General features: G+C 61.7%; 24 protein-coding genes and 2 pseudogenes. 10 read left to right on the top strand and 16 right to left on the bottom strand.

Annotated features, from left to right (window positions below):
• Positions 1-41 precede the first annotated feature (41 nt).
• The 7 genes and pseudogenes from LHFGNBLO_RS28590 to LHFGNBLO_RS28620 all read left to right on the top strand — a co-directional run bounded on the left by LHFGNBLO_RS28590 (position 42) and on the right by LHFGNBLO_RS28620 (position 6029).
• Positions 42-830: an ABC transporter substrate-binding protein gene (locus LHFGNBLO_RS28590; protein ID WP_258602623.1), complete on the top strand. Its 789-nt coding sequence runs from the start codon at positions 42-44 to the stop codon at positions 828-830.
• A 131-nt stretch (positions 831-961) separates the two neighbouring features.
• Positions 962-1639, top strand: coding sequence for an amino acid ABC transporter permease (locus tag LHFGNBLO_RS28595; RefSeq protein ID WP_258602624.1), 678 nt, complete (start codon positions 962-964; stop codon positions 1637-1639).
• Positions 1636-2310, top strand: a complete 675-nt coding sequence (locus LHFGNBLO_RS28600; protein ID WP_258602625.1) for an amino acid ABC transporter permease — start codon at positions 1636-1638, stop codon at positions 2308-2310. Before LHFGNBLO_RS28595 ends, LHFGNBLO_RS28600 begins: the two co-directional genes overlap by 4 nt.
• 26 nt (positions 2311-2336) lie before the next feature.
• Complete coding sequence (locus LHFGNBLO_RS28605) at positions 2337-3095, top strand: amino acid ABC transporter ATP-binding protein (RefSeq protein WP_319944184.1); 759 nt, start codon at positions 2337-2339, stop codon at positions 3093-3095.
• 244 nt (positions 3096-3339) lie between these two features.
• A complete protein-coding gene (locus tag LHFGNBLO_RS28610; protein WP_258602626.1) occupies positions 3340-4692 on the top strand; it encodes a phosphatase PAP2 family protein in 1353 nt (450 codons plus the stop codon).
• 117 nt (positions 4693-4809) lie between these two features.
• A pseudogene (locus LHFGNBLO_RS28615) lies at positions 4810-5034 on the top strand (polar amino acid ABC transporter ATP-binding protein); the annotation flags it as partial.
• Between the two features lie 236 nt (positions 5035-5270).
• Positions 5271-6029 (top strand): DUF4239 domain-containing protein, encoded by a 759-nt coding sequence (locus LHFGNBLO_RS28620; RefSeq protein WP_258602627.1) that lies wholly within the window; start codon positions 5271-5273, stop codon positions 6027-6029.
• 100 nt (positions 6030-6129) lie between these two features.
• Here the strand turns inward: LHFGNBLO_RS28620 and LHFGNBLO_RS28625 are convergent, their stop codons facing one another.
• From LHFGNBLO_RS28625 to LHFGNBLO_RS28655, 7 genes are all read right to left on the bottom strand, one after another.
• Entirely contained in the window at positions 6130-7398 is a 1269-nt protein-coding gene (locus LHFGNBLO_RS28625) for a flavin-containing monooxygenase (protein WP_258602628.1), read from the bottom strand.
• 69 nt (positions 7399-7467) lie between these two features.
• Positions 7468-8214 carry an SDR family NAD(P)-dependent oxidoreductase gene (locus LHFGNBLO_RS28630; protein WP_258602629.1) on the bottom strand — a complete coding sequence of 249 codons (747 nt, stop codon included), beginning with the start codon at positions 8212-8214 and terminating at the stop codon, positions 7468-7470.
• A 5-nt stretch (positions 8215-8219) separates the two neighbouring features.
• Positions 8220-8984 carry an ABC transporter ATP-binding protein gene (locus tag LHFGNBLO_RS28635; RefSeq protein WP_258602630.1) on the bottom strand — a complete coding sequence of 255 codons (765 nt, stop codon included), beginning with the start codon at positions 8982-8984 and terminating at the stop codon, positions 8220-8222.
• Positions 8977-9762 carry an ABC transporter ATP-binding protein gene (locus tag LHFGNBLO_RS28640; protein WP_258602631.1) on the bottom strand — a complete coding sequence of 262 codons (786 nt, stop codon included), beginning with the start codon at positions 9760-9762 and terminating at the stop codon, positions 8977-8979. Before LHFGNBLO_RS28640 ends, LHFGNBLO_RS28635 begins: the two co-directional genes overlap by 8 nt.
• Before the next feature lie 8 nt (positions 9763-9770).
• Complete coding sequence (locus LHFGNBLO_RS28645; protein ID WP_258602632.1) at positions 9771-10781, bottom strand: branched-chain amino acid ABC transporter permease; 1011 nt, start codon at positions 10779-10781, stop codon at positions 9771-9773.
• Positions 10782-10794: 13 nt separating this feature from the next.
• Complete coding sequence (locus LHFGNBLO_RS28650; protein WP_258602633.1) at positions 10795-11667, bottom strand: branched-chain amino acid ABC transporter permease; 873 nt, start codon at positions 11665-11667, stop codon at positions 10795-10797.
• A gap of 124 nt (positions 11668-11791) precedes the next feature.
• Entirely contained in the window at positions 11792-12988 is a 1197-nt protein-coding gene (locus tag LHFGNBLO_RS28655; RefSeq protein WP_258602634.1) for an ABC transporter substrate-binding protein, read from the bottom strand.
• Positions 12989-13345: 357 nt separating this feature from the next.
• On the opposite strand from LHFGNBLO_RS28655, the gene LHFGNBLO_RS28660 reads away from it, so the two are divergent.
• Positions 13346-13924 carry a CGNR zinc finger domain-containing protein gene (locus LHFGNBLO_RS28660; RefSeq protein WP_258602635.1) on the top strand — a complete coding sequence of 193 codons (579 nt, stop codon included), beginning with the start codon at positions 13346-13348 and terminating at the stop codon, positions 13922-13924.
• Positions 13925-14344: 420 nt separating this feature from the next.
• On the opposite strand, the gene LHFGNBLO_RS28665 is transcribed toward LHFGNBLO_RS28660, so the two are convergent.
• From LHFGNBLO_RS28665 to LHFGNBLO_RS28685, 5 genes and pseudogenes are all read right to left on the bottom strand, one after another.
• The gene (locus LHFGNBLO_RS28665) at positions 14345-15592 is read right to left on the bottom strand and encodes a GGDEF domain-containing protein (RefSeq protein ID WP_258602636.1); all 1248 of its coding nucleotides are present in this window, start codon (positions 15590-15592) and stop codon (positions 14345-14347) included.
• 286 nt (positions 15593-15878) lie between these two features.
• Complete coding sequence (locus tag LHFGNBLO_RS28670; protein WP_258602637.1) at positions 15879-16925, bottom strand: glutathione synthetase; 1047 nt, start codon at positions 16923-16925, stop codon at positions 15879-15881.
• Between the two features lie 14 nt (positions 16926-16939).
• Positions 16940-18808, bottom strand: coding sequence for a flavohemoglobin expression-modulating QEGLA motif protein (locus LHFGNBLO_RS28675; protein ID WP_258602638.1), 1869 nt, complete (start codon positions 18806-18808; stop codon positions 16940-16942).
• Positions 18805-19620: an N-formylglutamate amidohydrolase gene (locus LHFGNBLO_RS28680; RefSeq protein ID WP_258602639.1), complete on the bottom strand. Its 816-nt coding sequence runs from the start codon at positions 19618-19620 to the stop codon at positions 18805-18807. Before LHFGNBLO_RS28680 ends, LHFGNBLO_RS28675 begins: the two co-directional genes overlap by 4 nt.
• A gap of 148 nt (positions 19621-19768) precedes the next feature.
• Positions 19769-20508 (bottom strand): annotated as a pseudogene (locus tag LHFGNBLO_RS28685) (IS5 family transposase).
• Positions 20509-20845: 337 nt separating this feature from the next.
• Between LHFGNBLO_RS28685 and LHFGNBLO_RS28690 the strand changes: the two are divergent.
• Positions 20846-21781, top strand: coding sequence for a hypothetical protein (locus tag LHFGNBLO_RS28690; protein WP_258602640.1), 936 nt, complete (start codon positions 20846-20848; stop codon positions 21779-21781).
• Positions 21782-21800: 19 nt separating this feature from the next.
• On the opposite strand, the gene LHFGNBLO_RS28695 is transcribed toward LHFGNBLO_RS28690, so the two are convergent.
• The 3 genes from LHFGNBLO_RS28695 to LHFGNBLO_RS28705 all read right to left on the bottom strand — a co-directional run bounded on the left by LHFGNBLO_RS28695 (position 21801) and on the right by LHFGNBLO_RS28705 (position 24144).
• The gene (locus tag LHFGNBLO_RS28695) at positions 21801-22202 is read right to left on the bottom strand and encodes a GFA family protein (RefSeq protein WP_258602641.1); all 402 of its coding nucleotides are present in this window, start codon (positions 22200-22202) and stop codon (positions 21801-21803) included.
• A gap of 25 nt (positions 22203-22227) precedes the next feature.
• On the bottom strand, positions 22228-23286 hold the full coding sequence (locus tag LHFGNBLO_RS28700) for a Gfo/Idh/MocA family protein (protein WP_258602642.1): 1059 nt from the start codon (positions 23284-23286) through the stop codon (positions 22228-22230).
• Positions 23287-23358: 72 nt separating this feature from the next.
• A complete protein-coding gene (locus tag LHFGNBLO_RS28705) occupies positions 23359-24144 on the bottom strand; it encodes a ThuA domain-containing protein (RefSeq protein ID WP_258602643.1) in 786 nt (261 codons plus the stop codon).
• 274 nt (positions 24145-24418) lie between these two features.
• Between LHFGNBLO_RS28705 and LHFGNBLO_RS28710 the strand changes: the two genes are divergently transcribed.
• Positions 24419-25156 carry a DUF4239 domain-containing protein gene (locus LHFGNBLO_RS28710; RefSeq protein WP_258602644.1) on the top strand — a complete coding sequence of 246 codons (738 nt, stop codon included), beginning with the start codon at positions 24419-24421 and terminating at the stop codon, positions 25154-25156.
• An 80-nt stretch (positions 25157-25236) separates the two neighbouring features.
• Here the strand turns inward: LHFGNBLO_RS28710 and LHFGNBLO_RS28715 are convergent, their stop codons facing one another.
• Positions 25237-26781, bottom strand: coding sequence for a tlde1 domain-containing protein (locus LHFGNBLO_RS28715; protein ID WP_258602645.1), 1545 nt, complete (start codon positions 26779-26781; stop codon positions 25237-25239).
• Positions 26782-26921: the final 140 nt, after the last annotated feature.

A 26921-nucleotide genomic window follows, 5' to 3' on the forward strand; every position in this document is an offset into this window, starting at 1 on the left:
GAAGGGTGAAAATAACAAACGACAACAAGGAGGAATGCCCAATGAAGATTGCCAAGCTTTTCATCGCCGGACTTGCGCTTGCCGGCCTCACCACTGCCGCCAATGCCGGAACGCTCGACGACATCACCAAGCGCGGCGAGTTGCGCGTTGCGGTGCAGACGCAAGGACCCCCCTTCTCGCTGGTCGGTGCCGCCGGCGAACGCACCGGCAGTTCGGTCGAACTCGCCGAACTGATGGCCAAGGAGATGGGCGTCAAGATCACCTTCCTCGACTTCGACTGGGACGGTCTGATCCCGGCGCTGCTCTCGGGCAAGGCCGATCTGCTGGTCGCCGACATGACACCGACGCTGGCGCGCGGCATGAAGGTCGCCTTCACCAAGCCCTACATGTTCACCGGCAGCACCGTTTTCACCAAGGCCGACAGCAAGTTCAAGACCACCGAGGACTGCAAGGCCAAGGGCACCAAGATCGCCGTGCTGCTCGGCGCCACCGGCGAGAAGGAAGCCAAGACCGCCTTCCCCGATGCCGACATCAAAAGCTACAAGGGCGGCGGCCCGCTGCTGCTCGACGCCGTCAACAACGGCCAGGCCGATTGCGGCGTCAATGACGTCTCGGCGGTGAAGGGTCAGTCGACCGCCTATCCGGCCGGCAGCTTCACCATCATGCCGGATCTGCTGTCGAAGGAGCCGCTTGCCTTCGCCACACGTTATGACGAGCCGGATCTGCTGGTCTGGATGAACCTGTTCCTCGATCAGGTCAGCGTCGACGGACGTCTGCAGAAGAACCTCGACTACTGGGTCAATTCCGACGCCTGGAAGAAAGATCACTGAGGAATTAGCGAATAGGGAGTAGCGAATAGGGAATGGTGAATGGCCGTTCCGGCAACGATTTGCTGCTCCCAAGTTCTCCACTCCCCTACTCGCTATTCGCAATTCCCGTGCTCCGGGGACTTCACCCAACGATGCTCGAAAATTTCAGCTTCCGAACCATCGTCGAATATCTGCCGCTCTTTGGGCAGGGCCTCGTCACGACCGTGTGGCTGTCGGCGCTGTCCTTTGCCGGCGCGCTGGCCGTCGGCATCCTGCTTGCCGCCATGAATCTGCAGCGCGGCTGGCTGTTTCGCGTCCCGGCCAAGGCCTATATCGACGCGGTGCGCGCTACGCCGTTGCTGGCGCAGCTCTATTTCCTCTATTTCGGCCTGCCCCGCCTCGGCTTCGTGCTGCCGGAGCTCGTCGTCGGCATCCTCGCGCTCTCTCTGAACAGCGGCGCCTATGTCGCCGAGATCATCCGCGCCGGCATCCTGTCGATCCCGCGCGGCCAGGTGGAAGCCGGCGTCGCCTCGGGGATGACCTACGTCCAGCGCATGCGCCTCGTCATCCTGCCGCAGGCGTTCAAGGTGACGATCCCGCCGCTGCTCGGCCAGGCGATCGTGCTGGTCAAGGATTCGGCGTTGCTGTCGCTGATCTCGGTTTCCGAACTGACGCGCGCCGGCCAGTTGCTCGCCTCCGACCGCTTCATGCCGGCCGAAGGCTTCATCACCATCGCCGCCTTCTACCTGCTGCTCTACTACTGTCTCAAGGGATTGGTGGCGGTGTCCGGTCGCTGGCTCGGCTTGCAGCCGGCAAGGAGCAGCACATGATCTGGCAGCAGCTGCAAAGCCTCGCCGGTAGCTATCCCCTCGCCTTGCGCGGCCTCGGCATGACCGTGATGCTGTCGGCGATCAGCCTGGTGCTGGGCACGCTGCTCGGCTTTGGCCTCGGCATCCTCAGAACCGGCGGCAACCGCCTGATCAGCACCGTGATCGGCGCCTGGGTCGACCTGATCCGCGGCACGCCATTCCTGGTGCAGATCTTCCTGATCTTCTTCATCCTGCCGGAATTCGGCATCGAGCTTGACGCCTTCACCGCCGGCATCATCGCGCTGACCAACCTGGCCGCCTGCTTCATCTGCGAGATCGTCGCCGCCGGCATCGCCTCGGTGCCGACCGGCCAGGTCGAGGCAGCTCTGGCGTCCGGCCTGTCGCGCTGGCAGCGCATGCGCCAGGTGGTGCTGCCGCAAGCGATGCGCATCGTGCTGCCGCCGCTGGTCGGGCAATATGTGCTGTTGATCAAGGATTCCTCCGTCGTCTCGGCCATCGGGCTGACCGACCTCACCCGGGTCGGCTGGCTGGTGGTGCAGCGTGTGCCGAACGGGTTGCTGGTCTTTTTCCTCGTCGGCCTCGGCTATTTCATCGTCTGCTATCCCCTGATCATGCTGGCCCGCCGGCTCGAGCGCCGCATGGGTGCGGCGCATGGCGAGGTGCAGTTGTGACGTCGAACTCCAAAGGGCCTACAGCTATGACCAAACCAAGCCTGGCCAAAACTGGCATGATCGACTTTCACGGCGTCAACAAGTGGTTCGGCGCGCTCAATGTCTTGAAGGACATCACGCTGAGCGTCGAGCCGCGCGAAGTGGTGGTCGTCTGCGGTCCGAGCGGCTCGGGCAAGAGCACCCTGATCCGCTGCATCAACGGGCTGGAGACGATCCGCGACGGCGATCTGGTGGTCGACGGCCAGCGCCTCGGCGACCCCGCCACCAACATGACGCGGCTGCGTACCGAGATCGGCTTCGTCTTCCAGTCGTTCAACCTCTATCCGCACAAGACGGCACTGGAGAACGTGACGCTGGCGCCGATACATGTCCGCAAGATCGCGCGCACTGAAGCCGAGCAGGCCGGGCGCGAACTGCTCGCCAAGGTCGGCCTCGCCGACAAGGTGAATGCCTATCCGTCACAGCTGTCGGGCGGCCAGCAGCAGCGCGTGGCGATCGCGCGCTGCCTCGGCATGCGGCCCAAGATCATGCTGTTCGACGAGCCGACTTCGGCGCTCGATCCCGAGATGATCTCGGAAGTGCTCGACGTCATGGTCGCGGTTGCCGAGGAAGGCATGACCATGATGGTGGTGACGCACGAGATGGGCTTTGCCCGCAAGGTGGCGCAGCGCGTGGTTTTCATGGATGCCGGCGCCATCGTCGAAAGCGGCACGCCGGAGGAGTTTTTCTCCGACCCGAAGACCGACCGCAGCCGCGCCTTCCTCAGCAAGATCCTGCGGCACTAGGACCCAGACCCAAACAGCTGGCTGCTGCGGGTGGCCGAGACGGGTGGGAAACGGATTCGAATCCGGCCGTCCGAAAGGCCGCTGCTCGCTAGGCACCACCAACGCTGCCCCATCCGCATATTTGATCCTTTTGCGCGGCGGTTTCCGGCGCTATAATCATCGATCGCTAAAATTAGGACGGAGCAGCTGTAAAGGCAGAAAAGCGTCCGTCTTTGGGCCGGGGACCAACCCATGGAGGCCAGACATGCTCAGCGCTTTATGCAAGGCCTGCGCAGTGATCCTTTTGTCAGTGAACTGCGCTTTCGCCCAATCGGATCTGATAGAGCCAAAGGCTGGAATGTGGAAGACGTGGGTGATCACGTCGGGTAAGGACTTCCGAGTCCCACCCCCACCGAATACTTCCACAGCCGAGCTGGAGCAGCTCCGAGCTATTATCGCAAAGAACGACGCGCAGGTCGCCGCGAAGATCGTGTTCTGGGATGCCGGGTCGCCCGGCTATCGATGGATCGACCTGGTCAACGACCGCCTTCTCGAAGGCCAGCCGATTCCCAACGCACACCGCGTCTACACCTATTTGACGATGGCGATCCACGACGCCACCATTGCCGCGTGGGAATCGAAGTACTTCTACAATCGCCCGCGCCCGAGTGAGGCGGATACGACGCTGCCGGTTGTGCTGCCTACGCCGCGGAGTCCCTCCTATCCATCGGAGCACGCCGCAGCCGCCGGAGCCGCCGCGACCGTTCTGTCCTATTTCTTTCCGGACGAGACGTCGTCGTTCAAGGCAATGGCCGAAGAAGCGGCGCAGTCGCGTGTCTTTGCCGGTGTCCAGTTCCCGAGTGACTCTTCCGCCGGGCTTGAACTGGGCCGACGAGTGGCGGAGCAGGTGATTGCGCGGGCAAAAGCCGATGGCTCCGACGCTGTCTGGACCGGCAAGGTCCCGACCGGGCCATGCAAGTGGGTCGGGGACAAACCAGGCAATGCAACGATGCCCAACTGGAAACCGATCGTGCTGGCATCACCCGATGAATTCAGGCCACCGGCCCCACCCGACTGTGAGTCCGCGGCCGTAAAGGCCGAGACGGACGCTGTACGACAATTTGAGCGAAAATTCCCTAACAACTACAAAGCGTTCTATTGGCAGAGCCCATCCGGCCTGTTCACCGACTGGTATGGCTATGCCAGCAAATGGATGTTCGAGGACAAGACGGATTCGAACCCGCCCCGCGCCGCGCGGGCTTACGCGATGCTCGCAGCAATCCATTTCGATGCGTTCATTGCAAGCAACGACGGTAAGTTCGCATATTGGTACTTGCGCCCGAACATGCTTGACCCGAGCATCACTCCCCTGTTCGCGGTGCCGCCTTTTCCCAGCTATCCGTCCAACCATTCCACTCTTTCAACTGCCCGATCCGAGGTGCTTGCCTACTTGTTTCCCAGCCATGCGGACTTCATCCGCGAGGTGGGCAAAGAGGCCGGAGATTCCCGTATCTGGGCCGGCATCCACTATGAGATGGACAACCAGGCCGGTGTCGCACTCGGCAAAGCGGTCGCCGGAAAATTCATCGAGCGGGCGAGAAAGGACGGAGCAGACTAGCGGAAAGGACAAGACACCTGATCGACCCGTTCAGGACCTTCTTGCCGATCGCCGGTTGAGGTCAAGGAAACGGAACTTGTTCGCCACGTGTCAGAAGGTTGCGGACCCCACACGCTTTCGTCGGCGCTCGACCCCGAGATGATCTCGAAAGTGCTCGACGTCATGGCCGGCATGACCATGATGGTGGTGACGCACGAGATGGGCTTTGCCCGCAAGGTCGCGCAGCGCGTGGTGTTCATGGATGCCGGCGCCATCGTCGAAAGCGGCACGCCGGAGGAGTTCTTCTCCAATCCCAAGACCGACCGCAGCCGCGCTTTCCTCGGCAAGATCCTGCGGCACTAGGACCTAGACCCAAAGAGTTGGCCGACAAGACGCCGATGTCGAGGTGTCGCCAGCGCGCGGCAAGTTCAGTCAACACGAACGACGAAGTCGGCCGCCTTATGGCCACGAGCGCGTGCCCTGACCCTTGGCCTGCTCCCGTTCTGCGACTAAGCGTTAGCGCAACCAGAACCTGGGCGTGGCCTACTGGCTGTCGATGAGATAGCCTTAGTTTGCTGCCGAACGCTAAGGCGAAACCCATGAGCGCTTTCTTGACCGGAGGGGTCGTATTACTCTGCCTGTCCGGTGCCGCTTCGATCGGAATGCTGCTTCGTGCCTATCTACCTGACCACCATGTGAGCGCCGATTCGAAAGATGCGATCAAGCTAGCCACAGCGGTGGTCGGGACGTTGTCGGCGCTTGCGCTCGGACTTTTGATTGCCTCGGCCAAAACCAATTTCAATGACGCTGAGACGGAGCTGAGGACTTCGGTTGCACGTCTGCTGCTGCTCGACCGTGTCATGGCGCACTACGGTCCAGAGACTCAGCAGGCACGGGGGCTGCTGCGAAAGCTTGTTGAGGAGCGGTTGTATCAGGCCTGGGGCAACGCGAACGAGGCGACGGACGACACTGCGGCTGAAGACCTGGGCATAGAACCCGTTCAGGACACACTACGGGCGCTGTCTCCGCAGACCGATGCTCAGCGTTCGATCCAGGCCCGCGCCCTTCAGGTCAGCGGGCAAATCGCGGAGGCCCATTGGTTATTAATCGAAGCACGCGGCGAAGGGTTGCCGTGGGCGTTCCTTGCGATTCTGGTGTTCTGGTTGGGCTTGATCTTCTTCACCTTCGGACTTTGGGCGCCCGTCAACGTGACGGTCATCTGCACATTGCTTGTTTGCGCGCTGTCGGTCGCGAGCGCTGTCTTCCTGATCGTCGATATGTCCCATCCATATCTTGGATTCATCCACGTTTCGGATGCTCCGTTGCGCGATGCCCTTGAACGCATGGGACGGAGGTAGACTGTGAGCAACGCTCTTCACCGGAACAATCCTGCGCGCCCTACCATCCAGCCCCGCCTTTGTGCACGCTATTCTACGCCAGAGCCGCCCTTAGGTCGCTTTAACACGCGACCAGATTGCTGACACGCTCTCGCAGCTTTGCTTCGGCCGCCTCGAGTTCCACGACCCAGTGTGCGAGCAACCAGTCCATGCGACCCGACGCAGCGTCGTCGGCGAACACTGTTGTCGACAGCGATTTGCCCAGCCGGAACCGGGCCGTGACCAGTTTTGCCAGCGTCTCGGCGCCACGCCCGTAATTGTGCGGGGCGCCGCCGCGCGGGCTGCACATGCCGGAGAAATAGAAATTGTCGAAATCGGCTGACAGGAGACCGCCAACCTTCCGCGCCGGGAAATCGCCGATGTAGGTCAGGCTCCCTTCGGACAGGAACGGAACCGGGGCCTTGTAGCCGGTCGCCCAGATCACAGTGCCCACCTCGGCCGAGGTGTCGTCAACGAACACAACCTTGCGCCCATCGAAGCGCGCAATCTGAGGCACGGCCTTCACGCGCCCCCGCTGGGCCCAGTAAGGCACCAGCGTCGAGAAAGTCGGCGGCTTTGCCGTCCAGTTCTCGTCGCTTGGCTGGGGAAAGCCGTATGAACTCGGTTCGCCGACGGACATCTTCACCATCAGATGATTGAGTTCGTCGCCCGATGAGCCCGGGAAATAGGCCTGGTAGGTCAGGTCGGCGCGAGGTGTGCCGAAAAAGGACTGCGGTACGAACCAAGTCGGGTGGCGCAGCGACATGAGCGCCTGGCGACCTGATGCAATGGCGTCCGTGACCATGTCACAGGCCGAGTTTCCTGAGCCGACGACGAGTACCGTTTCCCCAACCATGTCGCCCGGATTTCTATATTGCGAGGTGTGGAGCATCGGGCCATCGAACTTGCCTTCGACCTTCGGGATCTTTGGTGCCCACAGATGGCCATGCGCGGCGACGAGCGCATCGAAACGCTGGGTCGTCCCGTCCGAGAGCGTGACGTCCCACCCATGTGTGCCCCCGTCGACCGGCACCGCCGCGACGACGGCGGTGTTGAAGCGGATGTAGCGAAGAAGACCCGACTGCTTGGCAAACCATCGTATGTAATCGCGATACTGCTGCCCGGTCGGGAAATGGGGCGTCGCGTCGGGCATCGGATAACCCTTGAAGGCCGTTGCCCGCTTTGACGTCAGCAATTGCACCGACTCATAAACGTCGCGCCAATTCCCGATGACGTCGTCTGTCTTCTCATAGGCTTGCACCTCGTGACCCTCGGCGACCAATTCGCGGATCGCAACGAGCCCGGACACTCCCGCGCCAACCACACAGACACGGGCCGCTTTCTTCACCATGACTTTCTACCTTTGTTTGCAGTTTGGGGCGGCAGACCGCCAGAAGCGCTCACGGCGAGGCTGGATATCTCAGCTCATCAACTCGCCGCCGGTGACTTTGATCGTCTCGCCGGTGACGAAACTGACGGTCTCGCGGCTTGCGAGGACCCACACCCATCCGGCAATTTCTTCGGGTTGTGCGACACGACCAAGCGGGATGTGCTTCTCGGCGCCGACCATCCGTCCCGTAGCTGCATTGCCCGGCGTATTCACCCATCCGGGTGCGATACCATTGACGATGATGTCGTCGCCCGCGACCGAAGCAGCCAGCACCCGTGTCAGTGACACGACCGCCGCCTTTGAGGCGCTATAGATGAGTTGCTCGGTCGAAGCGGTGAAGGCGTCGGCCGAACTGATGGTAACGATGGCGCCCTTGGTGCCGGCAGCCCGCATATGGCGGATCGCCTCCGCGGCGACGTTGAGCGTGCCAAGGACGTTCACGCTCATGATGCGGTCGAAATGCTCCGCCGTGAAGGTCAGAAGGTTTGTCGGGGGGAAAATGCCCGCCGCGGTGACTGCTGCCGAAAGCCGCTCGCCGACACCGCTTGCATCGATCGCTTCAGCGACCGCAGCCCGGTCGGTCACATCGAGCGCTGCAACGATGAGCGCAGCCTCTTTGCCGGCAAGTGCCTCCTGAAGTCGGCCGAGAGCCTCACCTGAAAGGTCCATCGCCAAAACGCCCCACCCTTCGGCCAGGAATTTCTCGGCGAAGGCACGGCCCATTCCGCTACCCGCGCCGGTGACGATGGCCCATTTCCGGCCCTGTGTTGTTGACATTAAAATCAGCTCCTCTTTCCCAAATATGCCTCGGTCATCATCGGCGCGGTCGCGACCATGTCGGGCGTGCCCTCAAGAACAACCTGCCCGGCGGCAAGCACATAGGCGTAGTCGGCAATCCGCAGGGCGGCGCGCGCATTCTGCTCGACGATAAAGACCGCGATCTTCCGGCTCCTGATCTCTTCGATGATTTCGAAGACGCGTTTCACCAGCGCGGGCGCAAGGCCCATCGACGGTTCGTCCATGATGACGAGCTCGGGATGGCGGATAAGTGCGCGCGCGAAGGCAACCATCTGCTGCTCGCCGCCTGACAAGACGCCTGACGGGCGATGCACCAGGTTCTTCAACGGCGGGAAAAGGTCGAGCATCTCGGCAATGTCATCGCTGGTGGCGCGCCTTTGGCTGCCGGCCCAGGCGCCCAGCTGCAGATTTTCAAGCACCGTGAGCGAGGCGAACATGCGCCGCCCCTCGGGGACGACGCCGATGCCGCGCGCCATGCGCCTGGGCGTCGGCTCATGGGTAATCACCTCGCCCTTCCAGAAGAGCTCACCTGCGGTCACGGTCGTGGTGCCGCTGATCGTCTTCATCGACGTGGACTTGCCTGACGCATTGCCGCCAAGGAGCGCCACGATCTGCCCCGGGTAGATCTTGTAGCTGACATCGGTCAGCGCGCGGAACTTGCCGTAGTTGACGCTGACATTGTCCAGCTGCAAAAGCGGCGCGCCGCTCTGACCGGCCACCTGATGCGCGTGTTCAGGGGGTTCAGCCAAGAAACGCCTCCACGACTTTCTCGTCCTGCTGGATCATGCCGACCGGGCCCTGGGTGATGACGGTGCCGCTGTTCAGCACGTAGACGTTCGCGCAAAGGTCGCCGATCACCGACATCTTGTGCTCGACCAGAAGCATCGACATTCCCTGCGCTCGGTTGAGCGCGCGCAATTGGTCGGTCAGTTCCTCGGTCTCGTGCGGGTTCATGCCGGCCATGGGCTCGTCGAGCAGCAAGAGCTTGGGCGCCGTCATCAATGCCCGCGAAATCTCGACCCTGCGCCGGTTTGCGTAGGACAGCGACAGGACCTGCTGATCGGCGCGCGGCAGAAGCCGGTCGCCGAAAAGCGCCATGATCCCCCGGGCTCGCTCGCGCTGCGCGGCCATTTCCCGCCGCGCGCGCGGCGTGCGCAGGATGCCGGCCGCGTAGCCAGTGGCATAATGGATGTGGCCGCCAAGCAGGATGTTCTGTTCAACCGTCAGCGTGTCGAACAGCCGGACGCCCTGAAAGATGCGCGACATGCCCGCCGCCGCGCGACGATGGGCCGGCATGTTGCGAACATCCATCCCGTTGATGCGCACCTCGCCCTGATATGGCCCGCGATAGGCGCCCGAGACGACATTGATGAAGGAGGATTTCCCTGACCCGTTCGGCCCGATGAGCCCGACGATCTCGCCCTGCGGCACGACGAGGCTGACACCGGCAAGCGCCGTCACGCCCCCGTAGCGGAGCGTCAAGTTCGATACGGACAAAGCCTCTGCCAGTGTCGGCGTTTCTGTCATGCCCGTCGTCATTTCTTGATCAGGTTTGTGATCTTGGTCTTGCCGAAGATCCCCTGGGGTCGCGTCGCCATGAGGGTCACGATCAGAAGACCGGCGAGGAGCAGGCGGTAGTCCTGAAGCGGCCTGAGGAGTTCTGGCAGCAGGATGATGATGCAAGCGCCAACGATCGAGCCGCTGATCCGACCAAGTCCGCCGATGACAGCCATCTGGAAGATGAGAAGGCTTGCGGTCACATCGAAACTGCGAAAGCCGACATAGCCGAGGTAATAGCCAAGCAGCGCGCCCGACAGGCCGGCAAGCGCCGAGCCGATCGCGAAGAAATAGACCTTCGGCGCGGCGGTCGCGATACCGATGGAACGAGCGGCAACCTCGTCATCGCGGATCGCTTCCATCGTCAACCCGAACCGGCTCGAGGCGACGGCCTGGGTAATGACAAGGCTCAGAAGCACGAAGCTGACGACCGCCAGATAGAAGGGCGCGCCGACGCCCAGATCGATGCCGAAAAGATGCATGGTCGGAACGCCCGTCAGGCCGGTCGCGCCGCCGGTGACGTCGCCCCATTGCAGGATGATGTCGATCACGATGAGGTTAAAGCCAAGCGACACGATGAAGAGATAATCGCCATTGATACGCAGTGCCGGAAAGCCGACGAGCGCTCCGACGAACCCCGACAAGAGCATCGCCGCCGGAATCGTCACGGCCGCGTCCAAATTGTAGCGGACGGCCAGCACGGCCGAGGTGTAGGCGCCCACGCCGACGAACGCGGCCTGCCCCATCGCCAGGAGGCCGGCATTGCCGATGATCAGGTTTTGCCCAACCGCGGCTGGCACATAGATCACGGTCAGGAGCGCGGCCGCTGACCAGATCGGCGGCAGGTCGAGCAGCGGGATCGCGATCACGATGCCAAGCCCCAGGACCCATCCCAAGACCATCATCATCTGGGCGCGGCCCGAGGGCTTGAGGCGCGCCCAGGCCGACGCGTCGGAACGCGCCTTCACGGTGCCCGGTTCGGAAACCACATCCAGCCCCATCTTACGGCCGCGAGGCGACATGGACGCCGGCGATGCCGGTCGGCCGGAACAGAAGGAAGGCGATTAGAAGCGTGAAGGTCACGGTGTTGAGGAGCGCCGAGCTCACATAGCCGGTGACCATAGCCTGGAGCACGCCCAGAAGAAGGCCGCCCGCGAAGGCCCCCCAGACGCTGCCGATCCCGCCTATCACTGTCGCGGTAAAGGCGTTGAGCGTGCCTGAAAACCCCATCGTGACCGAGAGCGTGTTGTAGTAGGCGCCATAGAGGATGCCTCCCACGACGCCGAACAGGGCACCGAGCACATAGACCGTCACCACCACCCGGTCGACCGGAACGCCCATCAGTTCGGCCGTCGGCAGGTCGTCCTTCACCGCACGCATGGCGCGGCCGAGATCGGTCTTTGTGCTGATGACCCAAAGCAAGGCCGCCATGGCGAGCCCGACCACAGCGACCAGGATCTGTAGGGGGCTCAGCACCACCGGCCCGAGCCGGATGATGTCGGCCTGGAACGGGAACGGCATCGGCCGGATCCTCGAGGTCCAAATCAGCTGCGCGACATTCTCGATGATCAGGCCGACGCCCACGGCCGTCACCGTAGGCGCCAACCGGTTGCCTCGCACCGGGCGATAGGCAAACCGCTCGATGACGATCGCGATCACCGCGCCCGCCGCCAGACCCGCAGCGATCGCCAGCCACAGCGGACTGCCGTTTGTAATCAGCGAGGCCGTGACGAAGGTCCCGAACATATAGACATAGCCATGGGCGAAGTTGATCTGCTGAAGGATCCCGTAGACCAAGCTGTAACCAACCGCGAGCATCGCGTAGACGACGCCCGCGGTAAGCCCGTTCAGCAACTGCGTCGCGAAGAACTGCATCCGTCTTGACCTTCTGTTTCGACGACTGATCGTCGCCGGCGAAGAGGGACCGTCGCCGACACGCGAGTTGGAAACGGTGACTGCGGGTCGGTGGGTCGAGCCGAACGCCGCGCGGCTCCGCCCGTCAGTGAGCGTTCAACTTCTTGGTGCTCTCGTCGTCGAACACCCACTTGCCTCCGGTCAGCCGCAGCACGACAAGCGAGCCGCCGATATTGTCGCCGTTCTTGTCAAAGCTGATGGTGCCCATCGCGCCCTCATGCTTGGTCGCGCGAATGATCGGCATGAGGTTTTCGGTCGAGCCTTTGTTTTCTTCAATCGCCTGCTTCAGGACATAGATGTTGTCGTAGCCGGCTGCTGCCTGGACACCCGGCTCGGTGTTGAACTTCTTGGTGTAAGCCGCGACGAACGCCTTGTTCTGCTCACTCGGGTTGTTGATGTCATAGACATTGGTGACCCAGGTGCCTTCGGCCGCCGCCCCCGCGAGAGAGACATATTCGGGGACCTGGGTCTGGGCGTTGGCGAGAAGCGGGATAGGCTTGTCGCCAAAGGCGCGGACCGACTGGCTCACAGCGGCGCCCATGTCGGCATAGTAACCCGCGAGGAAAAGCGCATCGGGATTTGCCGCTGCGATGTTGGCCAGGACCGACGAGAAATCATTGGTCGAGCCAGTGATATAGGTCTCGGCGGCGACGAGTTCGGCGCCCGAAGCCGCTGCGGCCCTCTTTGCGATCGCCAGAAGAGCCTGGCCATAGTCATCGCTCGGATAAAGCACGGCGATGCGCTTGTAGCCCAGCACCTTGGTACCGAGATCCAGGCTCGCCACGCCCTGGATATCGTCATTCGGGATGATGCGCGCGAAATTCTCGAAACCCTTGGCCGAAAGCGCTGGCGAGCTCGTCGTCGCTGCGAGGACCGGCATGCCCACCCGCCCGAAGATCGGCATCTGCGCGAGCGTCGCCGAACTGCAGACGTTGCCCACAACCGCGACGATGGCCTTGTCGCTGATGATCTGGTTGGCCGCCGTCGCCGCCGGCGTCGGATCGCACTGGTCGTCATATTCGCTGAGCTTGATAGGCTTACCGCCGACGCCGCCCGCTGCGTTGATCTCCTCAACGGCGAGATGGACGCCGTTCATCGTTTCAATTCCGTAGGCGGCGGCCGATCCGGTCAAGGGTGCGGTGGAAGCGATGTGAACCGCATCGGTTTCGGTCGCAAAGGCTGTGGTCCCGGAAAGACCCGGTAGGACGATGCTCGCGACCGCGAAGGACGCAATGGCAGGCATGGCGCGCCGAAGCGCGGCCTTGGAAACTATGGACATCATTTACGCCTTCTCTATCAGTTGGAGTTGAACGTCAGAGAAATACGATAATGAGTAAAAGCAGATTTGCTCCTACCCCCTCACTTTCGATCAGATTGGATGCTTGCCCGCCATCTGGCGACTAGCACCAATCTGTGGTGAAATTGATACCTCTGAAAAAAGGAGTGTCAATAGTTTTGATACTGACATCTTGCGTAAACGCATTTTTTTGGGCAAACCGCGATTACAGCGCGCGGCCGGGGGTAGCACCACCCGCGGCGCACATCGTGACACGGGTCGGGCAGATGGCTTGGCTTGAGCAAAACCTATTTAGCTGATGTCTTGCCAACATGCCGCCAGCCGGCTGGGAGCAACCTGACAATGAATGATTTTCTTTTCGGTCCCGACGTTCGGCCCTCCGCAGAAATGACGGTCGCGCTGATCAACACCTCGCCCGCTCGCGGCGGCGAAGAAGGGCTCAACGACACCGACACACTTCGCGCAATGGGAGGCGAAGCCAGGGTCTATTACCGGCCCGACGGCTCGAAGGCCGAAATTCTCGCCATGCGGAAGCTGCGCGACCGGCTCGACGAGATCGTGAAGGCGCCCGACAACCGACGGCGGTTTGCCATGCTCAACGAGCTTTTCTACTCGGCGTCCGCGATCCCGCAGATCGTCACGCATGCCGAGGATCCCCGGCCGCATTTCCACTATACTCTGGAAGACGCCTCGTATGTCGACCACCTCAAGGGCGTTACCGCCTATGCGCTGTCGCGCGTAATCATCATCGGTGAGTGGCAACGGCTGCGTACCTGCTCCGGGACAGCCTGCAACCGCCTCTTCTTTGACACCACCCGCAATGGCAAGCGGCTGTATTGCGATAGTCGCACCTGCGGCAATCGCGTCCATGCGGCTCGCTATCGCATCCGTACGGCGGAGCGGTCACTATCGGAGAACTGACATTCGAGGGCGCCAGCTGCGCGATGGCTGGCGCGCGGGAGAACTGAGAGCGCTCCAAGGATGACGTCTTTTTCGGATGTTCGACGACTGGTCACAGTTCTTGACAATCATCGCCCCTCCACGCCTCCATGGCGAACATGAGGCGCAAAGTGGCCGTTCGCGTCGTGGGAAACGCACTCGGCTTCGGGTCAGATCGCGTCTTGCCCGCGTTCCTCAGAGCGTCGCCAACCGCGAATTTGTCATGGCCGTTCCATAGGCTTGCCGCAGCGTCCGCTTCTCCTCCAGCGCAACGATGACACTTGTGGCGGCCGTTCACATCGCGCCGTACGTCAGTCAGCTTCGGGTCGTACCTTCGCATTCCTTGACCGTGGAAGACGGCGTAGCGAAGCGACTATTCTACTATCGCGTCACGGGCCGGCATCACCGTGTCAACTGAATATGGTTGCGCCCGGACGGCTCCGGTCTGTGGAGCAGCACTCGGTTGCGCCCGGTTTGCTTGGCGAGATAGAGCGCCGCATCCGCCTGACGCTGTAACTGCTCCGGTGAGATGACCTCGTCAGCCCTCTGAACCGCAACTCCAATGCTGAGGGTGACGCGGCGCGACACGCGGGATGCAGGATTGGGAAAAGCGGCGGCCTCAACGCTCTGGCGAATTCTCTCGGCCACAGAGATGGCCTCTTCATTGTCTACGCCAGGCAGGAGCACCAGGAATTCCTCGCCGCCGTATCGGGCCACAAGATCGTGATCGCGCCTGACGTTTTCCTTGATAATGCGGGCGACCTCGACCAGACAGCGATCGCCCTCGGCATGGCCGAGGTGATCGTTCAGCTTCTTGAAGTCATCGATGTCGCACATCAGCATGGCGGCCCCGCCGGGGCATGTTCCGCCATCGGCCCAAAGGAGGTCGAGCAGCTCTGTCATCCAGCGCCGGTTGGCAATGCCCGTGAGCGGATCGGTGCTCGCCAGGAGCTGAAGCCGATCGTTCGCTTCCGCCAGTTCGGCGACTCTGTGCCGGTCGCGAAGCTCAAACAGGAAAGTCTTCTGAGCGAGAATCGTCATGATGCGCCGCGCGGCGATCGTTGCGATAATCCCGCTGGTGAAAAACAGCGTCGCAGCCGCGGCGCTTCCAAATTCGATGCCCGGGTTCTGCAGCTGAAAAACGAGATAGAGACCGAGCGCCGAGGCGGCAATAGACATAGTCCAGGCCAGCGGGATGCCGAAGATGATGATGGCTGTAATGGCCACGAACAGCATGATGTTCAGGTGCCGTTCGTAGAACTCGCCACCAGCGCTTACGCCGACCAGTGCAACTGACAACAAGATGAGGAACATGCCTGCAATCAGCGAAGCCCCCTGGAGCCAGTGCGCCTGCGGTTTTCGCCAGAGAAGGACGACAATCATGACGACAGGTGGAATGATGGCGCCAGGCAGGAGCATGGAGAGCGCGATCGCCTTTGGAAGCATCAACATGTTGAGCGCCAAGGTCAACACATCCAAAAATGCCACCCAGATCATCCAGGCGCGGATGATCTTCGCCGTTTGTGACCAGACGCGGGCTCGAAATAGACGTTTGATCTCGCCTTTGAGGCGGATATCACGCGTGCGGCGCGCCAGCTGTCGCTCGACTTCCGCAATTATGGCAGGATCATCCTGCACGTCGAGATGCATCCGATCTGACACAATCGACGGACCTATATACTGGTTTCACCTGGACATTCATCCGAGCCATCCGGTCGTCGGCAATGGGCAAGCGTGTCAGGTTATCCTGAAGATTTGATTTATCACGCCTAAATTGCTCGCAAAGTCCCTCGGGCTTCCAACCGGGGGCGCCGGCAATGTCTTCTGTCAGGAAGCGGCAAAGCTGATCTACGGCTGAGATGAGGCGCAAAGTGGCCGTTCGCGTCGCGGAAAACGTCCTTCGGCTTCGGGTCAGATCGCGTCTTGCCTGCGTTGCTCAGAGCGTCGCCAGCCGCGAATTTGTCATGGCCGTTCCATAGGCTTGCCGCAGCGTCCGCTTCTCCTCCAGCGCAACGATGACACTTGTGGCAAAATCCGTCGCGTACATGTCGGCAAGCCGGGTCAGCCCGCCTGGCGTGAAGACGTTGATCTCCAGAAGCTTGTCGCCGACGATGTCGAGCCCAACGAGAAACATGCCGTCGCTGATCAATTTGGGGCGCACCATCTCGGCAATGCCTAGCATCGTGCCGGTTACCTTGACCTTGCGGGCGGTTCCGGCGGCATGGATGTTGGACCGGACGTCGCCCTTGGCTGGAACGCGGCGAAAGGCTGCGTACTTGCCGTCGCGCACCAGCGGCAGGCCGTTCATCAGGAAAAGACGCACGTCGCCAGCCTTGGCCTCCGGAAGGTAGACCTGCGCGATGAGATAGCCGTCACCGCTGGCCGCCTCGAAGATCTGGTTGAGGTTGGAATCCGCAGGCGTCGCAATATGGAAGACGTTCTTGCCGCCCGACCCCTGGAGCGGTTTGACGATGCAGCCCTTGGGATGTTTGTCGATGAATGCGCGGATCTCGGTAATGCTGCGCGATATCAGGGTCCCCGGCCTCACCGCCTCGGGAAAAGACTGAAGATAGAGCTTGCTCTGTGCCTGCCCCAGACCGTCCGGATCGTTGACGACGATCGCGCCGCGTTCGGCTGCGAGCCGCCCGAACATAATGCCTGCGTTGGCGGCCCATGGTCGATCGGTGACGTCCAGCGACGGGTCGTTGCGCAGAAACACAATGTCGACATCGCTGATCGCCAGGGTCTTCTTCTGCTTGGCGGCGTCCTTCAGGGCAGCATGCAGCCTGTCTGACGTCTTGTAGGGGGCATCGGGCACAACCGCGGCGCTGACAGCCAGACTGTCATCGGCACGCAGTATGAAGTCGCCTGGTTCAACATAGACGACAGAATGGCCGCGCTGGACTGCAGCCAGAGCCAACGCTGTCGTCGTATAGCCGGGCGTCTCGCTCTCAATGGAATTGACAAAGAACGCAATGCGCATTGAGGAGCCTCCGCTCAGGTTTCAACCATATCGATCGGATCGATTCCCGCCATCGCTTTCTTGAGGCGCGGACGGGCCGCGTCGGAAGAGAGAAACGCAGGTTCGAGTCGCGGCGCCCGCAGCAGGCCGCGTGCGTTGAGCTCCTGGATCGCGCCGAAATGCGCGGCGGAAATCTTGCCGATCCAGAAGGGAGTGAGGCTGCCGCCGTGCCTCAAGTGATCGAGGATCTGCACCAGGCCGCGCAGATAGATGGCGTCTTTTGCAAGGCCACCGCCTCGATAGACACGCAGAACGACGTTGAAGGCGTCGTGCTCATCGAAACCGAAATCCTTGTGGAGAAGGCGGAAGGCCTCCTCAAAGGTTGCGCCGCCGAGCATCGCCTGACAGGCGATGACCCGGGCCGCGATCAGCCTTAAACGCGCCGCGGTCATGCCGCCGACCAGATACTCCGCCAGCACCGCCAGTCCCTCCTGCATGCCTTCATAGCCGGCCAGCCCGCTACAGAAGATGGCGAGCCCCTGCGCGGCACCATTGAAATAGGTCAGCAGATGAACGCCGATCTCGTGGCTCAGCAGCGCCGTCAGACGTTCCGGTGGAAGGTTGGTGTCGCGCGACACCAGCAATCGGTTTCGCGAGACCAGGAGGCCGGCCGGCAGGTCGCCGCGGATCTCCACGGAAGCGTTGAAATCGGGATAGGCGGCCCGGTATCCGGCAATCATGTCGCGCGCGGCAGCGGCGACGGCGTCGGCATCGAGCCCCTTCTGCCGGGCGGCCGAGGCAACGCGCGGGAGCCTTTCGAGAATAGCGCGCGCCCTCGCCGCCAGGCTCGGCTCGACGCTGCCATAGAGGGCTCGTCCGAGTTCGACGAAGCGCGGCGTTTCGCGTGCCGCGAGCATCGACAGCTGGAGATCGAGCTCCTGCTGCTTTTCGGAGAGCAGCCTGGTCAGCAGTGTATCTTCCAGATGATCGAGCGAGATCGAATAGAGCTTCCGCTTCTGGTCGGCGACCTCAAGCTCGAGCGGCCGGTAAAGCAGTGCGGGCACACGCTCGAAATCGCCCGCCTGGAATTCCCGCCAGGCGGGTTCGGCATTGATCGGTGTGACGGCAAGCAGAAAATCGAACGTCGACGCGACATTATCGAGCGCGCGGTCAGCGCGCACGACAGCGTCGATATAGGCGCGGCGGCCCAGAGAACGATGGGTTGCCGGCGGCTCCAGCTTCGATGCCTTCAGGAAGGCGCTGACGGCCTGAAGCGCGGAATCGACCATGTTGGCGACGACGAGGTCGTGGAGTTCAGGGTAGATTCGCTCGGTGCCCGGCACCCGGTAGATCGGTGCGAAGCGTACCGTCAGGCACGCCGCGTCACCCGGATCATCCCAGAGCCGTGCTTCGGCGCGTGTCGTGGGGTTGAGTTCGTCGACGCGGGGCGTGCGGTATTTTGCTTCGCGTGCGGACGCAGCGGTGGTGAAGCGCTTGAGTGCCGCCTTCTCCGCTGCCGTGTCGCCGCAGGCCAGCGCAATCTCGAAAGGCGGCAGGAACGGAACATCCTCCGTCAGGAACCGGTCTTCGGCCAACTCGCCGATGTCCAGCATGAGGAATGCGCCGCAGTGATCGCGTATCCTTCGCGCCACCAGCCGCGCTACCTCGCCGGCGAGGCCAATGTCGGCCGCGATCAGATAGGACGCGTTGGCCGAGACGGCATGGAATGCCGCATCCTGATGCGACCCGACATGGACACACAGAAAGGGCAGCGGCCGATCCATGTGCAAACGGTTGCCGTTGCCGAACTCGCGGCGGATCGACTTGCCGTCCCGCAAGAGCGCATCCAGGTCCGCTTCGATTTGCGCCAAGGGAGGTGCGGGTTCAACGAGCTTGGGCTTCATCGCATGGCTCGCAGCGCCGACTCCAGGACAGGCACCGTAGACGCCAGAATGGCGCGCAGCCGGTCGATTGCTGCCCAGTCAGGGTCGCCGCTCCATTCGTCCATGAAAATCTTCTTGAACTCCACCGCGATGGCACACCCGTTTTCCCGAAAATTGGCGTGGACGAAACGAGTCTGCTCGCCCTTGCCCTGGAAAGACACATTCTCGCGCACGTCGATCGGCTCGCCATTGAAATGGTGGCCGCGAAGCGTCTCGATGAAAGCGTCGACGACCGGCGCCCAGCGCGCGCGGTCCATGGAAGACGTACCGATGTTGATGTCGGGCGCGGCGTCGCGAGACGTAGGCGAAGCGTCCGGCCCGTCGCGCCGGTGATTGTAGCTGTGGACGTCGATGAGAACGAACCTGCCGTAGCGCTTCTCGATACCGGTGAGAACACGGTTCAGCCCACTGTAGAAGGCGTCGTGAAAGGCGAGAGAGTCCTCTACGAGGCCCTCGGCCGGCGGCTCATGCCAGACTTTCAGCCCCCAGGACTGATCCGGCGAGCGGTAGACCGCGGCGTCGCGCGCGCGGTTCAGGTCGACCTGGAAGCGCGATCGATGAACGATGATCTGGGTGGGAAAATCGGCGATGAAGCGCTCGGTGAACGGGTCCTCTTCCCGACGCCGGTCAGGATCAGGCAGACACATGAGCGACCGACAAGCCTCGCCCACGTCGGTGCCGCTGTGGATAGCCGTACCGACTATGGGAGACTCTCCGAGCTTGATCGTCCAACCTGCCCCGCCCGGATCGTTGTTGGCAATCGTCTTGTCCATGCTCCATCGAAATGCGCGGAGGGCGCCGACGGTTCCGATTCATCGTCGAAAGCGGCACGCCAGATGATTTTTCGCGCAGCCGAAGACCGACCGCAGGCGCGCTTTTCTCAGCAAGATTCTGCGGCATTGGACTAGGCTGAATCGACATTCATCGCATCCATAACATGGCGCAAGCGATTTGAATGAAGCTGAGGAAGTGCGCGGCGCGTCGGTCGTAGCGTGTTGCGATCCGCCTGAAGTGCTTGAGTTTGTTGAAGCAACGTTCGATGAGGTTGCGCACTTTGTACGCTTCGAAGTCGTAAGGGATTAGCTTCTTGCGGGTCGGATTGCAGGGGATGACAACCTCGGCCCCAATTTCGGTGATGATCTGGCGCAAGCGTTGCTGTCATAGGCTTTGTCAGCAAGGACACGTTTGGCCCTGAGCCCTTCGAGCAAGGCGGGCGCTTGGGTGACATCGCCGCGTTGGCCGGGCGTCAGGATCAATCGCAGTGGGCGCCCTCGGCCATCCACTGCCATATGGATCTTGGTGGTCAGTCCGCCTCGGGAGCGCCCCAAAGCCTGGTTCTGGTCCCCCCTTTTCCGGTCGCTGCCTGCTGGTGGGCGCGAACCAATGTACTGTCCAGCATCACATAATCGTTGTCCGGATCGTCTATTAGATCGGCAAACACGCGCTCCCATACCCCAGCCTTGGACCATCGCCTGAAGCGCTGATGCAGCGTCTTCCATTTGCCGTAGCGTTCGGGAACGTCATGCCAATGCGCCCCGGAGCGCAGAACCCACAGAACGACGATTATCTTGGCCGCTACGACCAGGATCCCCCGACTTGCCAGGCAAAAGGCTCTCGATGCGTCGCCATTGATCGACCGTGAGTTCATATCGTCTGACCATCCATCCGTCTCCAGACCGAATCTGGAAACCCATGAATCACGTACCGGCGCAAATTTGAATCCTGAATGTCGATTGGTCCTAGTACTTCGTTCGTACTATTGCGCAGAAAAACAGGCGTACGTGCGTTATAAACCAGATCGGAATTCGACAAACTAGCGCTGACGAAATGTCCCCCTAGATCTGCGAGCGGTGCGACATCGACGCAAATTTCCTATGGCAGGTCTCGTCCCCACAACAGCAATCCCGAGAAAGCAATGAATATAAGTTCATAAAAATACTTGCCTGAGAAATGAAAAAGGTTCAAATTCTGTACTAGATAAGTTGGAGGGGACGGAACGTGAGCTATCTGCAAATCGCTAGCTGGAACATCGAACATCTGGGTGGATCGCCGCGCGCCGACCGCAAGCAAAGTGCTTTTGCGCTAGCGGATCACATCGAAATGTCCGGGATTGACGTAATCGCACTACAAGAGATTTACCTGACGCCTGAGGGTGAGGAGGTCCGATTGGCGCCAAACCAACCCGTGATTGGCAGCCGCTCACAAACGAGCCGCAGGAATTCAGACCTGGACATTGTTTGCTACTTGCTTGAGGAGCATCTCGATGATCCTTGGGCCTATTACATCGTGCCGAACCGTCAGGACGGAGACACATCACAGCTTTGCGCTGTGATGTGGAATACAAAACGCCTCACGTTGGACACTGTGAGAGCGTTGGAAGTATCCCATGCCGACGACGGTGATAAGCTCTGGGATCGTAGACCACATTTATTGAGTTTCACGTCCGATATCTTGGTCTGGAGACGTTCAGCTGATGGGGAATGGAAGCAGCTTGAGCAACAGCGAAGGCTCGGCCTTGTTCCCTTGCATATGAAGTCAAACTACGGTGGCGTTACTCAAAACAGGCGTGTCCGCGGTAAGGAAGCAGTAACTCTCTGTGCTGCCATTAACAACATCAGACAGGAAATTGATCCAACGCTTGTGTTGATAGGTGACACCAACATTTTGGACAACGCTGAGCCTGCAATAGAGACATTCGTTAGCGGCGGATTTATTGATCTAAATAACAACGACAGCGCTACCTACTGGAGTCTCCAGTATAAGGAGGCGCCCTTCGATCGTGCCTTCGTTGCGGCAAACCGGCCGGAATTCCGCTACACGCGACAGTATGTCATGAGATCGTCCGATTTGACGTCGCACGATCGATTCCTGTCAGATCACTACATGATAAAAGTCAGCGTCAAGGACTACGTTGATGATGCCGATCCGCGTTAGCTAGAGCAGAGAATAGGCTTCAACCCAACGTCGCCAGAGGCTCCGTGCGGATCTCGACCCACTGGCAGCGCCGGCTTTCGTGATAGAAGGACTGGAAGGGCGGCGGGAACGACGGGTCGGCGAAGGCGCCCACGGGAATCGCGATCACGCCGGGCTGCGTGTCGATCCGGTAGTGAACGGTGGTGCCGCAATCCGGACAGAAGCTATAGGTGACGCGGCCGCCCTGCTCGCCAATGCGCGTGAACTCCGCCGATCGTCCGTGGACGGATACGCCATCCTGCGCAAACCGGACATTGTAGCTGAAGGCGCTACCGGTGCGCCGCTTGCAGTCCAGGCAATGGCACACGGAGATGCGTACCGGCTCGCCCGAGCAGACGGCTGAGAGCTGGCCGCAAGAACATTCGGCGCGGCGCGTGACCATGGCTGGCTCCTCCCCTCGAAAGACCTCACTGCGTGTCGGCGCTGGCCCTGAGCTCGGTCCTCTTCGCGTCGGAGACGACGGCTAGGTCGAGAACCTTCTGCAGTTCGGCGGCATGGTGGAACGACGGCTCCGCCTGGACGCCGCTGCGCACCGCATCGGCAAAGCGCTGGTAGTTGGTCGGCACCGAGCCGGGATCGAGCACCTGCCATTTGGCAGTCTCGATGTTTTCGCCGATGCACGCCTTCAGCTCGGAACCCTCCAGATTGTGCACGACTTCGATGCCACCCTTGTCGCCATAGATGCGCAAGCCCAACTCGTTGTGATGGCCGGTCGCCCAGCGGGTGGCGTGGACGACACCGAAGGCGCCATTCGAAAAATCCAGCGCCATGGTGAAGCTGTCATTGGCGTCGAGATCGTACTCGCCGATCCGGTTGCCGGGCGCCTTGTCGAAGGCTTTCAGTCGGCAGAACACCGAGTCGATGTTGAGCGCCGCGCCATAGCTGGCGAAGTCGAGGATGTGGATGCCGACATCGCCCAGCACGCCATTGGAGCCGTGGCCGCGCGACAGGCGCCACAGCCATTTCGGATCGGTGCGCCAGTCGCCCCAGAATTTGGAAACCAGCCAGCTCTGCAGATAGGACGCCTCGACATGCCTGACCTGGCCGATCTCGCCGGCCAGCACCATGGCGCGCGCCTTCTGCAGCGCGGCGACGCTGCGATAGGTCAGGTTGACCATGTTGATGATGCCGGCGCGCTCGGCGGCGTCGGCCATCTCCTTGGCTTTCTCGAAGTTTTCGGCCAGCGGCTTTTCGCACAGCACCGGCTTGCCCGCGGCAATCAGCGCCATGGTGGTCGGATGGTGGATGCGATCCGGCGTCACGTTGGCCGCCGCGTCGAACTCACCCCATTTGAGCGCATCCTCAAGCGAGGTGAAGCGGTTGGGAATGTTGAAACCGTCGGCAAATTCATCGACGCGCTTCTTGTCGACGTCGACGGCGGCAACGATCTCGACGCCCTGTATCTTGCCGAACTGCCTGGCATGTTCCTGCGCCATCCAGCCAGTGCCAAGTATCAAAAGTCGCATGTTTTTACCCTCTGGCGGGATGAGCTCTGTCTTGTTGTTCGACCTTTTCCAAAACCGAAGCTTCGGGATCATCTAGCGATAACCGGCTTCGCCTTCGGCATGAAGTTTTCCGCCGCGCTCGACGATCGGCTCGAGCGCTTTTTCCACCGGCACGTTCGGGGCGTCGAGGATGGCTGGATTCGAGCCCTGCGGGTTGTGCGCCCAGCTCACGGCGTTGCGCAGCACCTTCTGCACGGTGGCGTCGTGATAGGTCGGATAGGTCTCGTGGCCGGGCCTGAAATAGAAGATGTTGCCGGCGCCGCGGCGATAGGTCAGCCCGGACCGGAACACCTCGCCACCCTGGAACCACGAGATGAAAACCGTCTCCAGCGGCTCCGGCACGGCGAATTGCTCGCCATACATCTCCTCGTTTTCGAGCTCGAAATATTCGCCGACCCCGGCAGCGATCGGGTGGCTCGGGCTGGTCACCCAGAGCCGCTCGCGCTCGCCGGCCTCGCGCCATTTCAGCGAACACGGCGTGCCCATCAGCTTCTTGAAGATTTTTGAGAAATGGCCGGAATGGAGGACGATCAGCCCCATGCCTTCCCAGACCCGGCGCGCCACGCGCTCGACGACCTCATCGGCGACGGCGCCATGGTCCTTGTGGCCCCACCACAACAGCACATCGGTCTCCGCCAGACGGCTTTCCGGCAAGCCGTGTTCGGGTTGTTCCAGCGTTGCCCAGGACGCGGAAATGCCGGGGTCGGCCTTCAGCGCGTTGGCGATCGTCGCGTGCATACCCTCGGGATAGATGCCGGCGACCACCTCGTTGGTCCGCTCGTGGATGTTCTCGCCCCAGACGACAGCGCGTATTGTCATAACATCCTCTTGATTGTTTGAAGCTGGAGCCGCCCCGATCCCGGTCACTCATAATTCCAACCAGCCCGCATTGAAAGCGCTTTCAAGCGCGTTGGGAAAAGATCCTGCCTAAACAAGAAGATAGAGGCTCATCCTGTCGGAATGAATCAGGCGCCCCGTCCTTCGGAGGCCACGCGCGTCCGCGACTTCGGCGGACGCCGCACCTCGACGAGCCGCCGTTGGCAATTCCTGTTTCTCGTGCACAATGGCGGCCATGCGCGAGGCTGTTCTTGGAATGGCGATTTTTGTCTGCCTGGCCGCGGCATCACTGGCCAGCCTGGCGATCTATGACAGATTGCCGTCCCACCATCGCCAGGACGATACCAACACCGTCGTGCGGCTTGTCGCCAATCTGTTCGTGGTGATGACCTCGCTGGTGCTCGGCCTGATGATCAATTCGGCCAAGAACACTTTCGAATCCATCGACCACAACATCCACGCCTATGCGACGGAGCTGATCCTTTTCGACAGGAGCCTCAGGCAATACGGCCCCGAGACAGACGGCGCACGCCAGCCGCTGATTGCCTATGTGCAACGGGTCGTCGACGCCACCTCGCCCAGCCAGCAAACGCCTGTTGTCGCCAACAGGCTGTCCGAACTCCTGCTCAATGAAATCGGCAACAGGCTGACGGCGCTGACGCCGCCGGACGCCGAACACACCGCCCTGCTGCAGGACGCCCGCCAGCATTTCCGGAAAGTGATCGAACTGCGCTGGGTTCTGATCGAGCAGTCGGAGGGCACGATCCCCGGGCCGCTGATCCTGATGCTGGTTACGTGGCTGGTGCTGATCTTCGCCAGCTTCGGCTACCGGGCGCCGCGCAACGCCGTCATTGTCGGCACTTTCGTGCTGTCGGCGGCGCTGATTGCCGGGGCTCTCTACCTGATCATGGATATGGACGTGCCTTTTACGGGGCCGATCCAGATCTCGCCGGCGCCGTTGGAGCGGGCGCTGGCAGAGTTGAAGCAACCGTAAGGACCGGCCGACAAGGTGGCTCTAAAGCGCGTCATGCATGTCGTTGCCCCAAAACCGGGGCCACTTTTTGGCGACATGCATTAGGCCCCTCGCCCCTCCTGGGCGACGCGAGTCAGCGTTTTCGACATGCGCGGCACCACGACGAGGCGCTTGATCTTGCCCTTCTTGTAGGCGGCTAGGAAGCGCGCATAGTCCTTGAAGGCCACGCAGCCATGGGATTCCGCACGGCCGCCGCGCAGCAGGTAGGAGTGGGCGAGCAGGCCGTCGCGGCCATATTTGTTGTTGCCGCTGGTTGGGGTGAGACGGATCGCCTCGACGCCGTGGAAGCGCGATTCGCGCAGCTTCAAGTCATAGGTGCCGGGCGGTGTCGGGCCGACATTCTTGCGGTTGGCGTAGCGCGGCTGGTCGACCATCGAGCCAATTCCCGAATGCGCTTCGAGCCGCGAGCCGTCCGGCATATAGACGGTCTTGGCCGAGATGTCGTAGACAGCGACGCCGCCGCCCATGCTGGGCTTGGTGAACAGGTTGCCGAAGGCCCCACCTGAACCACGCTCAGGCATATCGGGCTTGGCATAGGCCAGCATCTCCGCATCTGGAGCCTTCGACCGCTTGGCAGGTTTGGCCGGCTTGGCCGGCTTGCCCTGGCTGGCTTGTATGCCCTGACCGACTTGCACGCCTGGCAAGGGCGCATGCGACGAGCTCCGCGGCGACAGTGTGCGCGATTGCTCGACCGGCGGAGCCTCGGCCGTCTGGGCCTTGCTCGCCTTGGTCTTAGCGGCCTGGGCCTTGGGTGCCTTGGACGCCTGGACTTTGGGCGACTGGGCCTTGGGCGCCTGGGCTTTGGGCGCCTCGGGCGGCTGGTCGATTTCCGCCTGCGGACGCCGGCCCGGCAACGGGATGCTGTCGGCCATGTCGTCTTGCGGCGGCAGAGACGCCACCTGGACCTCACCTTCGGCGGTCACTTCCGGTGATGATGGGAGCGGCAAGGCGTTGGCCAGCGCCAATGCCAGGCGGGAAGAGCGTTCGATTTCCGCGACTTCCGGGCCGAAGCGCGCCGATGCCGGACCCTGCTGGTCCGGCATGAGCACCGGCTCGGCGAAGCGAGCATCCGACGGCAGACTGGCAAGCATCAAAGGTGCGCCAGCGGGATGGGAAGAGGCGCGGGCAAAGGCGGCGGCCAGTTTTTGCGGTGACAGTTTCGCTTTCGCCACCACGCTATCGAAACGCGCGTCGTGGGCAGTGACAAGGGCAACCGCATTGGGGGCAACGGCATTTGGCGCAACGGCATTTGGCGCAACACTGGCCACCGCCGGATTGAGGCGCGCCATCTTGCCCTCATTCACGAAGCTCGCGGCTGAGTTCACGCAGCCGGCATCGCATCGATGAAGCAGCGACGCCTGACGCTGCCGGCTGGCGACCAGTTGCGGCGCCCACGAATTGGCAAGCGTGCGGCGGGGATCGGCGAGCGCTATGCTGCGCGGCGCCATCAGGCTTGGCGGAAGGCCGTTGGAAGCAGCGGTCAGCGAGGTTCCCACTGAATAGAGACCGGCCAAGGTGGCCACCGACCACAGGGCGATCGTCATGCCAACAGCAGGAAAAGCGACCCAGCGCAGGCGGGGTCTCATCGAAGTCAATCCAGATTGAGGATTATCACCCCGGGGTTTCGCACTCTCAAACGCCATACAAACACTCTCAATCGGCTTGCCGGCTTGCGGTCCTCGCATCCGTTACGAATACAGTTCGCTGGTGCCCCCTGCACGCTTTG

Source organism: Mesorhizobium sp. AR10 (assembly GCF_024746795.1).
In the GTDB taxonomy this organism is placed as follows: Bacteria; Pseudomonadota; Alphaproteobacteria; order Rhizobiales; family Rhizobiaceae; genus Mesorhizobium.

What these genes read in the sequence shown, in the direction of transcription:
- LHFGNBLO_RS28590 (WP_258602623.1), top strand. Translation starts at nt 42, where the DNA reads ATGAAGATTGCCAAGCTTTTCATCGCCGGACTTGCGCTTGCCGGCCTC.
- LHFGNBLO_RS28595 (WP_258602624.1), top strand. Translation starts at nt 962, where the DNA reads ATGCTCGAAAATTTCAGCTTCCGAACCATCGTCGAATATCTGCCGCTC.
- LHFGNBLO_RS28600 (WP_258602625.1), top strand. Translation starts at nt 1,636, where the DNA reads ATGATCTGGCAGCAGCTGCAAAGCCTCGCCGGTAGCTATCCCCTCGCC.
- LHFGNBLO_RS28605 (WP_319944184.1), top strand. Translation starts at nt 2,337, where the DNA reads ATGACCAAACCAAGCCTGGCCAAAACTGGCATGATCGACTTTCACGGC.
- LHFGNBLO_RS28610 (WP_258602626.1), top strand. Translation starts at nt 3,340, where the DNA reads ATGCTCAGCGCTTTATGCAAGGCCTGCGCAGTGATCCTTTTGTCAGTG.
- LHFGNBLO_RS28620 (WP_258602627.1), top strand. Translation starts at nt 5,271, where the DNA reads ATGAGCGCTTTCTTGACCGGAGGGGTCGTATTACTCTGCCTGTCCGGT.
- LHFGNBLO_RS28625 (WP_258602628.1), bottom strand. Translation starts at nt 7,398, where the DNA reads ATGGTGAAGAAAGCGGCCCGTGTCTGTGTGGTTGGCGCGGGAGTGTCC.
- LHFGNBLO_RS28630 (WP_258602629.1), bottom strand. Translation starts at nt 8,214, where the DNA reads ATGTCAACAACACAGGGCCGGAAATGGGCCATCGTCACCGGCGCGGGT.
- LHFGNBLO_RS28640 (WP_258602631.1), bottom strand. Translation starts at nt 9,762, where the DNA reads ATGACAGAAACGCCGACACTGGCAGAGGCTTTGTCCGTATCGAACTTG.
- LHFGNBLO_RS28650 (WP_258602633.1), bottom strand. Translation starts at nt 11,667, where the DNA reads ATGCAGTTCTTCGCGACGCAGTTGCTGAACGGGCTTACCGCGGGCGTC.
- LHFGNBLO_RS28655 (WP_258602634.1), bottom strand. Translation starts at nt 12,988, where the DNA reads ATGATGTCCATAGTTTCCAAGGCCGCGCTTCGGCGCGCCATGCCTGCC.
- LHFGNBLO_RS28660 (WP_258602635.1), top strand. Translation starts at nt 13,346, where the DNA reads ATGAATGATTTTCTTTTCGGTCCCGACGTTCGGCCCTCCGCAGAAATG.
- LHFGNBLO_RS28665 (WP_258602636.1), bottom strand. Translation starts at nt 15,592, where the DNA reads ATGCATCTCGACGTGCAGGATGATCCTGCCATAATTGCGGAAGTCGAG.
- LHFGNBLO_RS28670 (WP_258602637.1), bottom strand. Translation starts at nt 16,925, where the DNA reads ATGCGCATTGCGTTCTTTGTCAATTCCATTGAGAGCGAGACGCCCGGC.
- LHFGNBLO_RS28675 (WP_258602638.1), bottom strand. Translation starts at nt 18,808, where the DNA reads ATGAAGCCCAAGCTCGTTGAACCCGCACCTCCCTTGGCGCAAATCGAA.
- LHFGNBLO_RS28680 (WP_258602639.1), bottom strand. Translation starts at nt 19,620, where the DNA reads ATGGACAAGACGATTGCCAACAACGATCCGGGCGGGGCAGGTTGGACG.
- LHFGNBLO_RS28695 (WP_258602641.1), bottom strand. Translation starts at nt 22,202, where the DNA reads ATGGTCACGCGCCGCGCCGAATGTTCTTGCGGCCAGCTCTCAGCCGTC.
- LHFGNBLO_RS28700 (WP_258602642.1), bottom strand. Translation starts at nt 23,286, where the DNA reads ATGCGACTTTTGATACTTGGCACTGGCTGGATGGCGCAGGAACATGCC.
- LHFGNBLO_RS28705 (WP_258602643.1), bottom strand. Translation starts at nt 24,144, where the DNA reads ATGACAATACGCGCTGTCGTCTGGGGCGAGAACATCCACGAGCGGACC.
- LHFGNBLO_RS28710 (WP_258602644.1), top strand. Translation starts at nt 24,419, where the DNA reads ATGGCGATTTTTGTCTGCCTGGCCGCGGCATCACTGGCCAGCCTGGCG.
- LHFGNBLO_RS28715 (WP_258602645.1), bottom strand. Translation starts at nt 26,781, where the DNA reads ATGAGACCCCGCCTGCGCTGGGTCGCTTTTCCTGCTGTTGGCATGACG.